Origin of the sequence: Propionibacterium acidifaciens DSM 21887, assembly GCF_000426605.1 — a bacterium.
Taxonomy (GTDB): Bacteria; Actinomycetota; Actinomycetes; order Propionibacteriales; family Propionibacteriaceae; genus Propionibacterium; species Propionibacterium acidifaciens.
In genome coordinates this window covers 1-12,205 of the sequence record NZ_AUFR01000033.1, presented here as the reverse complement: position 1 = coordinate 12,205, position 12,205 = coordinate 1, and the positions used below count along the sequence as shown (strand labels likewise).

Sequence of the window (12,205 nt, the reverse complement as noted above, 5' to 3'; positions counted from 1 at the left end):
GGTTCGGGGCGGGGTTCCCCGCTGGGGTTGCGGCTGGCGCAGCGGCGGCCTCGGAACGGCGGCCCTGCGGGGACACGACGGGCGAGGAGGGGCCTCGGCCCTTGGCGCTCAGCCCTGGAGGATCTCCAGGATCGTGGCGTCGGTCTTGTCGGCGCCGATGCCGGAGATGAAGGCGATGCCGTGGACGACAGGCGTGCCGTAGTCACGGGAGACCTTGGCGGTCGTGACGATGAGGTCGGCCTCGGCGGCGCGGCTGCCCAGCTCCGAGATGCGGCACTGCTGGACGTCGGCGTCGATGCCGTTCGCCTTGCACAGCCCGCGGACGTGCTCGGCGGCGACGGTGGAGGTGGCGACGGCGCCACCGCAGGCGACGAGGATCTTCTTCATGATGGTTCTCCTTGTGAATTGTTGGGATCGGGTTGGGACACCGGTCGGCATGGTGGCCGTCCGACCCGACAATGGGCGCACGAACGGCAGCGATGGGCATCCGGTGTGCGGATCAGCGTCGGGAACCGCTGATCCGGGAAAGGGGTTGCGATTCGGTTGGGATCAGGCGTCGAGACCGAAGGCCTCGGACGCGGTGTCGGCGATGACCTGCGGGTCGGTCGTCGACCGGATCGTCTCGAGGAACTCAGGTCTCTGGATGCTCTTGACGATCTTCTGGAGCACCTCGAGGTGCTCGCCGGCGCTGGCCAGGGCCAGCATGAACACGGTGGAGACCTCGACCCGGTCGTCGGCGTCACCACCCATCTCGCGGAATGCGACGGGCTTCGCCAGGGTCGCGATGACGATCGTGTCCTGGTTCACGTGGGAGGCGTCGGTGTGCGGGATGGCCACGCCTCCGGGCACCGGCAGGCCCGTGGGGCAGCCCTCCTCGCGCTCGGCCAGCGCCGCGATGTAGTCGTCCTTGACTCGGCCGTCGGCGAGGAGGGCCCCGCCGAGCTCCTCGAAGACGTCCTGACGGGTCTCGGCGTCGAGCTCGGTGAAGACGTATTCGGGGTCGATGAGGATGCTCATGTCTGTCCTTGGGTCACGTGGATGGTGCAGTGCGAGGATGCGAGGAGCGAGGCGAGCTCGCCCGCCGGCTCACGGTCGGTGACGAGGTCGTCGAGGTCCTCGATGGAGGCCGCGCTGAGGGTCGCCGTGCGGTCGAACTTGGAGTGATCGGCCACGAGGACGACCCGCTGGCAGTGGTCGGCCGCCAACTGGGAGATCGCGTTCTCCACGGCGTCGAAGTTGGTGACGCCGCTGCGGGCGGCGACACCGGCGCAGCCGAAGAAGCCGATGTCGAAGAACAGCCCCTGCATCGCCTTGTCGGTCAGGGGGCCGCCGAGCGAGTTCTCGTTGCGGCGCACCTGCCCGCCGGGAACGACGAGCCGGACGCGCTCGCACGGCAGGAGCGCCGTGATGATCGGCAGCGAGGCGCTGATGACCATGACATCGGGGTCGGAGGCGGCGATGCGCTGGGCGATCTGGAAGGCGGTGGTGCCGTAGTCGAGGTAGATCGAGTTGGCATCCGCAGCCAGACGTGCGGCCTCCTCGGCGATGTCGCGTTTGGCCTGCGCGTTGATCGTCCTGCGGCTCTCGTAGGCGGATTCGCGATTGGACGCGGCGACCGCCCCGCCGTGGACGCGCTCGAGAAGACCGCGCGCGTCGAGCGTGAGGATGTCCTTCCGGATCGTCTCGGCCGAGACGCCGAGCTCGGTGCTCAGCTCGCCGACCTTCACGGACCGCCGGGCACGCACCTGGGCCAGGATCGCCTGACGGCGCTGCGTGGTCTGCATTGGCCCTCCTCGTGCTCCGTTGCCCGGCGTGGTCTCATCATACGCATGATTCCCAATCATTCGCAACCAACTTTCCCATCAATTCCCAATATTTTCCCCAAGGGACCGATGTCAGGGTATCGGTACCGGCGACCCGCACGAGACCGTGACCGACGGAGCCGAACCGGTGACCGCGACTCGGACCCGCCCGCCCCGGCAGGCGCCGCTGCCGCTTCTGCGATCCCGGAACGACGGCGACCCCTCGCTCGCGGAGCGGCCCACGCCGGTCTCGTCCTCGACCCCATCGCCGCGACGATCCCTCCGGCCGCACCGGGGAGAGCGGGCTCCGGCTCGCCTGCCGAGAACGGGCACGTGGCTCGCCTGCCGAGAACGGGCACGTGGCTCGTCCGCCGAGGACGGACACGTAGCATGAGCCCATGTCCTTCACCCTCGGAATCGACATCGGCGGCTCGGGCATCAAGGGCGCCCCGGCCGACCTCGACAAGGGCGAATTCGCTCTGCCCCGCCTGCGCATCCCCACGCCTCAGCCGTCCACGCCGCGGGCCTGCGCGCAGGTCATCGGCGAGATCGCGGATCACTTCGGCGACGAGGCCCCCGGCCCGGTCGGCATCACGGTCCCGGCCCCGGTCATCCACGGCGTCACCCCCTCGATGGCGAACCTCGACCAGAGCTGGACCGGGTTCGCCGCCCAGGACTTCCTCGCCGAGCAGCTGCACCGGCCGGTTCGGCTCGTCAACGACGCCGACGCCGCCGGGATCGCCGAGATGCGCTTCGGCGCGGGCCGCGGCGAGAGCGGCCTGGTCGTCATGACGACGCTCGGCACCGGCATCGGCACCGCCCTGTTCTACGACGGCGTGCTCATCCCCAACAGCGAGCTCGGCCACATGGAGGTCGACGGGCACGACGCCGAGACGCGCGCCTCGTCCGCCCACCGCGAGCGCGAGGGCCTCAGCTGGAAGAAGTGGGCCAAGTCGTTGCAGCGCTACTACGCGGCACTCGAACGGCTGCTGTGCCCCGACCTGTTCATCGTCGGCGGCGGCGTCAGCAAGAAGCACGACCGCTTCCTGCCCCTGCTCGACCTGCGCACGCCCATCGTGCCGGCGCAGCTGCGCAACGAGGCCGGCATCATCGGGGCGGCGCTGGCCGCGGCGCAGGACTGAGGCGCGGCCCCCTCCCGCCCGACGAGGCGGGAGGGGGCATCCGCCGGCCGGCGGGCGCCCCCTCCTCCCGTCCTCCGCCCCCGACCCCTGCAGGCCGCAGCCGAGGCGCCGACCGCGGGCCCTCCGCTCCCGTCTCCGCCCGAGGACGCCGGGGGGACGCCGCCGCGCGCCGTGTCGGCGCGCCGTCGGCTCGAGCGGCGCACGGCCGGGGCCGCGCGCCCGGCTCATGCGAGGGAGCGCGAGGACTCCCGAGGGATGAGGGTGGGGACGGCCACGGCCCGCGAGGGCCCCTCGGCGTCGGACGCCAGCAGGCGCAGCGCCTGGGTCGCCACCTCCGGGAAGGGAACCCGCACCGAGGTGAGGGGCACGGGCAGGGCCGTGGCGACGGGGGTGTCGTTGTAGCCCACGACGGACAGGTCGTCGGGGACGGAGCGCCCCAGCCCGCGCGCCGCGCTCATCACGCCGAGGGCCAGGTCATCGTTGGCGGCGAACACGGCCGTCGTGTCGGGATGCCCGGCCAGGAGCGCCCGGCCCTCCGCCTCACCGGCGTCGTACCCGAAGCCGCTCGGGCGCACCAGCCCCTCGTCGACCGCCACGGCCGCCTCCGCCATGGCCCGCCGGTGGCCGGCCAGCCGGCCCCGCGCGGTGGACGCGAAGACCGGCCCCGGCAGCACCCCGATGCGCCGGTGGCCCATGTCGAGCAGATGCCGCGTCGCCAGGTACCCCCCGAGCTCGTCGTCGCAGACGGCCGAGGAGCTCACCCCGTCGGTACGCAGCACCAGCACGTGCGGGACCCCTCGGGCGCGCAGCGAGGCGGTAAGGGCGTCGTCGAGCCTGCTGCCGGCGAGCACCAGACCGTCGACCCGGCGGGCGAGCAGCTGCTCGGCGGCCTGAAGCTCCCGCCCGGGGTCGTCCCCGCACACTGACACGAGCGCGAACTGACCGAGCTGGGCGGCCTCGGCGTAGAGCGCCTCGAACATGAGCGCCATCACCGTGTCGGACAGCCGGGGCACGAGCACGCCGATGGTGCCGCTGCCCCCGCGCCGCAGCGACGACGCGGTGATGTCGCGCTGGTAGCCGAGATCGGCGGCGGCGGCACGGACCCGCTCCGCCGCCGCCGAGCGCGAGAGGGGAAGGCGCTCGTCGAGGGCGCGCGAGGCCGTCGACACGCTCACCCCCGCCTGGGCCGCGACGTCCCTGAGGGTGACTCGTCCATCCATGACCGGCCTCCTGCGACGGCTGCCTCCGCATCATAGCCGCCGGGGAGGACGCCCGACCGGGCCATGACTCCGGCCCCGGGGCGTCCGGCCGCCCTCACCGCACGATCGCGGCGAGGCCGAACCCGAAGAGCACGGACAGGCCCGTCGCCACGAGCCCGGGGATCAGGAAGGGGTGGTCGAAGAAGTGCCCGCCGAGATGGGTCGAGCCGGTGTCGTCGAGGTCGACGGCCGCCAGGAGCGTGGGATAGGTGGGCAGGATGAACAGCGCGGAGGTGGCGGGGAAGCAGGCCACGACGGTGGCGGGCGCAATGCCGATCGCCAGCGCCGTGGGGAACAGCGCCTGGGTGCTGGCGGCCTGGGAGTAGAGCAGGGACGAGGCGACGACCACGACGAGGGCGAAGAGCCAGGGGCTGCCGGCGAGCAGACCGCCCAGGTGGCCCTGGATCCAGTCCTTGTTGGCGGCCATGAAGGTGGTGCCGAGCCAGGCGACGCCGAGGATGCAGGCGCAGGCGTTCATGCCGGTCCGGAAGATGCTCGACCCGGGGACGGCCTTCGGGCTCGCCTTGCAGCACACCAGGATGAGGCCGGCCGCGGCGAGCATCACGCAGATCCGGCACTGCCCGGCGTCCATGACCGGGTCGGCGATGAGGTGCACGCGGTCGGAGATGATGATCGAGTAGACCAGCACCACGACGAGGGCGATGACGAAGACGAGCACGGACAGTCTCGCCCCGGCCCTGAGGGTCACGGCCTCGTGGCTCGCGGGCCTGACCGTCCCCTCCCTCAGACGCTGCTGGTACTCGGGCACCCGGTCGAGGCGGTCGTTGCCGCGGGCCTTGTCCCAGAGCATGAACAGCACGGCCGTCACCATCGTGCCGAGGAGGGTGGCGGGGATGGAGACGAGGATGAGGTCGACGAAACCCCACCCGGTGCCCGTCTTCTGCAACTGGCCCGACAGGAAGACGACCGCGGCGGAGATCGGCGAGGCGGTGATGCCCAGGAGCGAGCCGGCCACGGCCACCGACAGGGAGCGGGTGGGGCGGATGTTGTTGTCCTTCGCGACCTCGACGATGACGGGCATCGTGGCGAACGAGACCTGCCCGGTGCTGGCCATGAAGGTGAGCAGATAGGTGACGAGAGGGGCCAGGACGGTCAGGTACTTCGGATGGCGGCGCAGCAACCGGTCCGTGAGCATCACGAGGTAGTCGATGCCGCCGGCCACCTGCATGGCGGAGGCCGCGTAGATCACCACCATGATGAAGACGATCACCTGCATGGGCAGGTCGCCCGGGTGGGCCCCCAGGAGGCCGAGCACGACGACGCCCGCACCGCCGGCGAAGGCGATGCCGATGCCGCCGATCCATGCTCCGAGGGCGATGAAGACGAGCAGCACGAGGAATTGAACGAGGACCATGACCGGCCTCCTGCCGGGATGATGCGTTGGTGCGTGCGCACGGGGCGCGGGCTCCGTGCGCCGGGGCCCCCGCCGGCCCCGACAGCGCTGACGGGGCCACGGGCGGAGGAAACGGGAGGAGGTGAGAGGGCGGGGGCCCGGACGGCCCCGGGCCCGGGAGCGGCGGGTGAGCGCAGCGGTGCGACCACCCGCCGCCCGGGGACTCAGGCGGGGATCTCGGCCCTGCCGAGCCCGGCGGCCCTCAACGCGTCCGCGATCTCCTCGTGGGCGCCCGCGGGCAGCGGCTGCAGGGGCGAGCGCACGGTGGCGGTCTCGAGCACGCCGCGGGCCACGAGGGCCTCCTTGAGCGCGACGGTGCCCTCCATGTGCGAGCCGCGGTGGTAGATGGTCCTCGTGACGGGGAAGAGCCGGTCGTGGACGGCGCGGGCGGCCGGGTAGTCCCTGGCCTTGCCCGCGGCGAGCAGCTTCACGAGCAGTTCCGAGGCCACGTTGCCGTACCCGACGAGGCAGCCGTCCACGTCGAAGATGGTGTGCAGCAGGTACTCGTCGTGGCAGGTGAGGAACTGCAGATCGGGGTTGGCCTTCCTGATGATCGGCACCTCGGTGTCCCAGCGCACCATGTTGCGCACCCCGCACTTCTCGGCGAAGACGCCGGGCTGGGCAGCGATCTCGAGTTGGGTGTCGAGGTCGTAGCAGGCCTTGGTGACGTCGGGGTACTGGAACAGGATGCACTCCAGACCGGCCTCCTCGTAGATGGCGCGGTAGCGGTCCTGCGGCGCCCCCTTCTGGAAGCCGAAGCGCAGCCAGCCGTGCGGTGGGTAGACGAGCGCCGCCTTCGCGCCGGCCCTGACGGCGCACTTGGACTCCTCGACGGCGACGGCCGTGCCCTCCAGCGAGATGCCGGCGACGACGGGCAGCCGGCCATCGGTGGAGGCGACGAAGGCCTCGATCACCCTGCTCTTCTCGTCCTGCGACAGGAAGGTCCCCTCGCCGGCATGACCGAGCACGACGAGCGACGTCACGCCGTCGATGCTGCCGAGCCAGCTCCCCAGGCGCTTGATGGTGGCGTAGTCCACCTCGCCGTCGGGGGTGAAGGGCGTGACCGGGGCCGGATTGGTTCCACGCATGTCAATGGGCATTGTGCTCCTCCTCGAACGATCGACGTCCCGCTGGGACCCGTCCTCCGAAGACCGTGACGGAATCGTTTGCGGGAACGTTTTTAACATAGCGTCCGCAAGCCCGTCCTGGCAAGAGCCGGTGGCGAACCGATTCGCCGTCGGGTCATCCCAGAGCCCTCCCGAACCGGGGCCCGGCAAGGGCGAGGACTGATCCGTGGCAGTCGGCTCCCGGCCGGCGCCGGCGCCGGCCCCCCTGAGGCGCCCCGTGCCGACGGGGCGGGCGCGGCCCGCCCCTCAATCCGACGACTGGCCCTTTTCCGACCCTCTTCACCGGTGAGGCGGGGCGAGTCAGGGCCCCACGGTCGAGCGCCTCCCGGGTCCCTGTGCCGGTGGAGCGAACTCCATTGGCCACCAGGCTTCGCCGAGCTTGGGCCCCGCGCCGGTGGAGCGGGCGCGAGCACTGTTCCGGACGACTGCGCCGCAACGATGGGGCCGTCATGATGAGCACGGTGTTCGCCGCGGGGACAACCGTCCCCGCCTCGGTCCCAGTGACCGTCCGCCCCTGCACGGGACCCATGGGGCCGGCAGCGATCCGCCGTGCGCGCCGTGCGGGGGATGAGCGGGAACGCCAAGCCCCGGGTCCCGCAGGCCCGGCTGCTACGCCGCATGGAGCACGGCTCCACTGGATGAGCAGGAACGTCAAACCCCGGTCCTGTGAGAACTGGTTCGTCTGGCGCCGGTGGTTGCCAGCCGGGTCGGTCGACGGCCTGCTCGTCGATGCCGTGAGGACGGAGGTGCTCCAGCGGGACAGGTCGGCGCCCTTGGGGAAGTACTGGCGCAGGAGCCCGTTGGTGTTCTCATTGGTGGGGCGCCGCCAAGGGCAGCGAGGATCGGCGAGGTAGACCCTCGTGCCCGTCCGAAGGCGCACGTGACGCACGCGGAGAGCCGCAGAGAGCTCTTCGCCGCGGTCACAGGTGGATGGTCTTGCGCGGCTGCTGGGGCAGGGCCGTGAACGAGGCGGCCAGCGCCGACGGTTGCGGGCGGCGTAAAGGGTTGACGAGGCGATCTGCAGCCCTGGGCCGGTCCAGGACCCGGCAGATCGGCTCGACCACAGGCTCCGCCCTGTTGTCGTCGATGAACTCCACCGGCGGTCAGGCCCCGCCCGGGCGAACCATGCGCTCGCTCTCCGCAGGATCTTCAGTCCGTCGAAGCCCGCGCGGGCCTTCTTCCCCCACTCCCCGTCCCGCTGAGCGTCCTTGCTCGTCGTCCCGGACCCGCGCCCCGTCGGTCTCAGCTCCTCAAACCCACGCGCGAAGCGCCTCTGGGCGGACGCCCGACCCGTTAGCAGCCCTACGGGACCGCGCCCCTGAACCCCTCAGGGTCCCGACACGCTTCCATGGCCATCCGTGCGACCCACTTCCGCAACCCCTGACATTTCCCCGATGCACCCGTGGCAGCGATACGCCCGTACGCCCACCAACCCCCACCAGACCCGGAGCAACACAGGCACTGACGTTCCCGGACGTTTCACGTGAATCATGTTCCACGCGAGTCATGTCGGAGCCTTGACGGCGAACTTGGGCGCGCATACACTGCGATGAGTTCGTTATCGCGATCAACCACGCGATCAACCACCAGCCGAATGGGGGTCGTCAAAATGAAGATTTGTGCGCTCGCGCACCGTGCTCGGCCCCTGCCACTTCCATCTCCACCCCGCAGCGTCGTCCGACGGATCCCCGTTCCTTCCTCGATCAAGGAAGTGTAGCCGTGTTCATTTCGGTCAGCGGAGTGTCAAAGAGCTACGGCAGGGGTTCCAGCTATGTGAAAGTTCTCGATGATGTCGAGCTCGAGGTCGATCAAGGCGAGATCATCGTGGTCCTCGGAGCCAGCGGATCAGGAAAGTCAACCCTCCTCAACTGCATCGGCGGCCTCGACCAACCCGATGAGGGCCGCATCGAGGTGGCGGGCAGGGAGATCACAGGCCGATCGCGGCACGATCTTGCCGAGTACCGACGCAGGAACGTCGGCTTCATCTTCCAGCTGTACAACCTGATACCCAACCTCACGGTGGAAGAGAACATCCAAGTGTGCGAGAACTTGACGGACGATCCTCTCCAGCTCGACGAACTTCTTGAGATGCTGGGCATGAAGGACCACGCCCGCAAGTTCCCTTCCCAACTGTCGGGAGGTCAACAGCAGCGCTGTGCGATCGCCCGGGCCCTGATAAAACGGCCACAACTCCTTCTGTGCGACGAACCCACTGGGGCGTTGGACTCCCGCACCTCAGTCGATGTCCTGGAGCTTCTCACCCGGGTCAACACCGAGACCGGCGCGACGTTGTGCATCGTCACTCACAACAGCGAGATCGCCACCATGGGTGACACCGTGATCAGGTTGCAGGACGGCAGGATCATCGAGAGGCAGCACAACGACACCCGCACCCCTGTGAAGGAACCGTGATGTTGAGCACATGGTTGCGTAGATCCTTTCGTGAGATTCGACAGAACGCGCTGCGCTATGGCGCGGTGTTTCTCTTGGTCGCAGGCGCTACCGGCGTCATGCTCGCGATCCAGACCTCCTCCGGATCGGTGATCACGACCGTCGAGGGCTTCCGATCCGCAGCGAACATCGAGGATGGCGAGTTCGAGACGCGGGCCGCGCTTTCGGACACCCAGCTGGCATCGCTCAAGGATCGGGGCGTCACCTTGGAGGCGCAGCCGTGGACGGACTCGGGTGGGCCCGCCGACAGCACGGTTCGTCTGCAGCCTGTTCGCGACACGATCAACAAGATCCAGCTGAGCGAAGGGCGTCTTCCGGTGTCCTCCGATGACCTCGTGCTCGAGAAGCTGTATGCGAACGCGCACGGACTGGTGACAGGCGACTCCATCCAACTGGCGGGCAGGACCTTCACCATCACGGGGATCGGATCGACCCCCGATTACTCGTATGTCATCCCCAGCGTCACCTCGTCCTCGACGACGCCTGAATCATTCGGTACTGCCTTTGTGACTCATCAGGGCTTCGACGCGGTCGCGACCGGCAACCAGGCCCCGACATACAGCTACGCGTACCGGCTCACCGACTCGACGACCTCCGACGAGCTGAGGAGCCAACTGCTCGAGATGACCGTCGAACCCGACGAGATCTCGAATCCGGCGCTACGCGACACGGTCGAGGAGCAGCAGGACAAGCGCACAAGGCTCGACGACGCCGTCAAGAGCCTGGCGGAGGGGGCTCGCGCTGCAGCGGCCGCCTCTCCGGGCGCCAGCGAGTCGCTGCAAAGCGTAAGCGACGCCCAGGACGGTTTGCAGAAGTATCTCGACGAGACGGCGACCGTCGAGATCCCGATGCTGGCAGACTTCCAGCCCGCCGACACCAACCCGCGGATCATCACTGTGACAAACGACGCAGCCGTCAACAGGACGACCGCCCTCTTTGCGGGCGTCCTCGTTCTGCTCCTCGCCGCCTACGTACTGACCGCCTTTGCCATCGACAATCTCGAGCAGGACAGCGCATCGATCGGCGCACTGTCAGCGATAGGGTTGCGGCCGCGCGAGCTGATGTTCCAGTACCTCATGCCGCCCCTCGTGGTCGTCATGCTGGCCTGCGTCGTCGGGACCCTCGTGGGCAGTCTGGGGGCACAGGCCTTCAACGATTTCGCCCAGCTCACCGCCTACTACTCGGTGCCATCCCCCTCGCCGCAGCTCGACTTCGTCATGCTGCTCATCGGGCTGGTCGCAGCACCTGTGTTGGTGGCGATCGTCGTCTCAGTGCAGCTGCGTCACAAGCTGTCAACGAGTCCCTTGGACCTGCTCCGCCGCACCCCGTCCCAGAAGGTGGGAGGCAAGGGCCTGTCCCTCACCGGGTGGTCGTTCGGGTCGAGATTCCGCACGCGTCAGGCGCTGCGGGAATCACGATCGTACGTCATCATGGCGGTCGGACTCCTGCTGGCGGTGATTCTCATGGTGTTCGGGTTCGGCATGCAGAACAGCATCAGCGCGTATGAGTCGAGGGTCAGCAACGACCTGAAGTTCGACAACATGTACATGCTGCAGGTGCCGGAGACCGACGTGCCCGAAGGTGCGGAGCCGGCCTTGGCAACGAGCCTGGCATTCGGGGACGAAGCGCAGGCAGATGTGACCCTTCTCGGGGTGTCAGAGAACAGCCGCTACTTCGATTTCACGCTCGATGAAGCCTCGGAAAATGACGTGGCGGTCTCTGATGGGCTGGCCAACCGTTATGGTCTGCAGAAAGGCGACACGGTGTTCCTCACCGATCCGGTCAAGGGCGCCTCCTACCGTGTGACCGTGTCGCAGATCGTCCCCTACTCAGCGGGGCTGTACCTCTTCCAGCCGATCGCGGACACCCGCAAACTGCTCGACGAGGCCGATGACTACTACAACGTTGCCCTCAGCACCCGATCTCTCAACTTCAGTGAGGGACGAGTGGGGGAGACAGTGACGCGCGCAGACGTGGTTCGGGGAGCTGAGAAGACGGTGAAGATGACAACTCCGATAGTGTCTGTTCTGGTGATCCTTTCGATAGCCATCTTCTGCATCGTACTCACACTCTTCATTCGGATGATGATTGACCGTGACACCTACAGCATCGCCCTGATGAAATCGTTCGGTTATCGCGAAGGGGAGATCGCCAAGTTGTATCTCAACAACTACACTTCGGTGGCGGCGCTGTCGCTGGTGCTGGGCATTCCGCTGGGGCTGGTCTCCCTCACCCCCGTATGGCGAACCATCATCTCGTCCATACCGATGGGTGCCCCGTTCCAACTCGGCTGGACAGCGGCTCTCACGATTATCGGGATCATTGCGCTCTCTTACGTGGTCGTCTACATCGGTGCCAGGATCAAGCTGGCCAGGATTGAGGTGACCGAGATCCTCAGGGACAGGGAGTGAGCCTGGCTTGGAACTACGGCCCCTAACCCCGCTGCTCTTCCGCCAGTGATCGCGGCGGGAGCAGTGGAGTGATATGGGTTTTCAGGCAGTGGTTGATGGTTGGTCTCGGGCTGCTGTCTTGTGTTGTTGTCTCCATCCGGTGTCGGCTTGGTCGGGGGTCCGGTGGTCGATCGCCGAGTGGAGACGCTCGTGATCGCATCGTGACCCGGTCCGGGCTGTCACGTCCCGGATCGCATGGTCCCGGGCCGAGCGGACCCCACGGTTCACGAGTTCCCTCCTCGAGACCGCGTTGAACGACTCAGCAAGGGCAGTGCCACAGCAGCTGCCGGTCCGCCCGACGGACGGGAGAACCCCGCGGCCGGCCATGAACCCCGTGCATCCGGCCCACGCGCATCGAGCCCCCCGACCCGAGCGGAGGACCCCGACACCACGGATCGGCGGACAGGCCCGGCACGGCCATGGCCAAGGCCCCGGCGACGAGCCCGACGCGCATGCGACCGGCGATCGCGCCCCCGACGACCCCTCCCCCGGGAAACAATCCACGACGACAGCCGGGTGGGCGAATCCCCGCCGGGCCGGACCATGCGCGATGCCGCCCA

Annotated in this window: 9 protein-coding genes, 1 pseudogene and 1 other annotated feature; of the genes and pseudogenes, 3 read left to right on the top strand and 7 right to left on the bottom strand. The window is 68.6% G+C overall.

Annotation, left to right across the window (positions count from 1 at the left end):
• Positions 1 to 108: 108 nt before the first annotated feature.
• The 3 genes from gatB to K336_RS15990 all read right to left on the bottom strand — a co-directional run bounded on the left by gatB (position 109) and on the right by K336_RS15990 (position 1,784).
• Entirely contained in the window at positions 109 to 387 is a 279-nt protein-coding gene (gatB, locus tag K336_RS0110560; protein ID WP_043122250.1) for a PTS galactitol transporter subunit IIB, read from the bottom strand.
• Between the two features lie 162 nt (positions 388 to 549).
• On the bottom strand, positions 550 to 1,017 hold the full coding sequence (locus K336_RS0110555; protein WP_021798038.1) for a PTS sugar transporter subunit IIA: 468 nt from the start codon (positions 1,015 to 1,017) through the stop codon (positions 550 to 552).
• The gene (locus K336_RS15990) at positions 1,014 to 1,784 is read right to left on the bottom strand and encodes a DeoR/GlpR family DNA-binding transcription regulator (RefSeq protein WP_021798034.1); all 771 of its coding nucleotides are present in this window, start codon (positions 1,782 to 1,784) and stop codon (positions 1,014 to 1,016) included. Before K336_RS15990 ends, K336_RS0110555 begins: the two co-directional genes overlap by 4 nt.
• Before the next feature lie 416 nt (positions 1,785 to 2,200).
• On the opposite strand from K336_RS15990, the gene ppgK reads away from it, so the two are divergent.
• A complete protein-coding gene (gene ppgK, locus K336_RS0110545) occupies positions 2,201 to 2,944 on the top strand; it encodes a polyphosphate--glucose phosphotransferase (protein WP_021798021.1) in 744 nt (247 codons plus the stop codon).
• A 224-nt stretch (positions 2,945 to 3,168) separates the two neighbouring features.
• Here the strand turns inward: ppgK and K336_RS15985 are convergent, their stop codons facing one another.
• The 4 genes and pseudogenes from K336_RS15985 to K336_RS17850 all read right to left on the bottom strand — a co-directional run.
• Positions 3,169 to 4,164: a LacI family DNA-binding transcriptional regulator gene (locus K336_RS15985; RefSeq protein ID WP_051245677.1), complete on the bottom strand. Its 996-nt coding sequence runs from the start codon at positions 4,162 to 4,164 to the stop codon at positions 3,169 to 3,171.
• 94 nt (positions 4,165 to 4,258) lie between these two features.
• A complete protein-coding gene (locus tag K336_RS0110535; protein WP_028707004.1) occupies positions 4,259 to 5,578 on the bottom strand; it encodes an anaerobic C4-dicarboxylate transporter family protein in 1,320 nt (439 codons plus the stop codon).
• A 203-nt stretch (positions 5,579 to 5,781) separates the two neighbouring features.
• The gene (locus tag K336_RS0110530) at positions 5,782 to 6,717 is read right to left on the bottom strand and encodes a dihydrodipicolinate synthase family protein (RefSeq protein WP_028707003.1); all 936 of its coding nucleotides are present in this window, start codon (positions 6,715 to 6,717) and stop codon (positions 5,782 to 5,784) included.
• 757 nt (positions 6,718 to 7,474) lie between these two features.
• A pseudogene (locus K336_RS17850) lies at positions 7,475 to 7,727 on the bottom strand (IS30 family transposase); the annotation flags it as partial.
• A 26-nt stretch (positions 7,728 to 7,753) separates the two neighbouring features.
• Positions 7,754 to 7,874: a sequence feature (AL1L pseudoknot), on the bottom strand.
• Positions 7,875 to 8,463: 589 nt separating this feature from the next.
• On the opposite strand from K336_RS17850, the gene K336_RS0110515 reads away from it, so the two are divergent.
• Entirely contained in the window at positions 8,464 to 9,156 is a 693-nt protein-coding gene (locus K336_RS0110515) for an ABC transporter ATP-binding protein (RefSeq protein ID WP_028707001.1), read from the top strand.
• Entirely contained in the window at positions 9,156 to 11,606 is a 2,451-nt protein-coding gene (locus K336_RS0110510) for an FtsX-like permease family protein (protein ID WP_028707000.1), read from the top strand. Before K336_RS0110515 ends, K336_RS0110510 begins: the two co-directional genes overlap by 1 nt.
• The last annotated feature ends 599 nt before the right edge of the window (positions 11,607 to 12,205 follow it).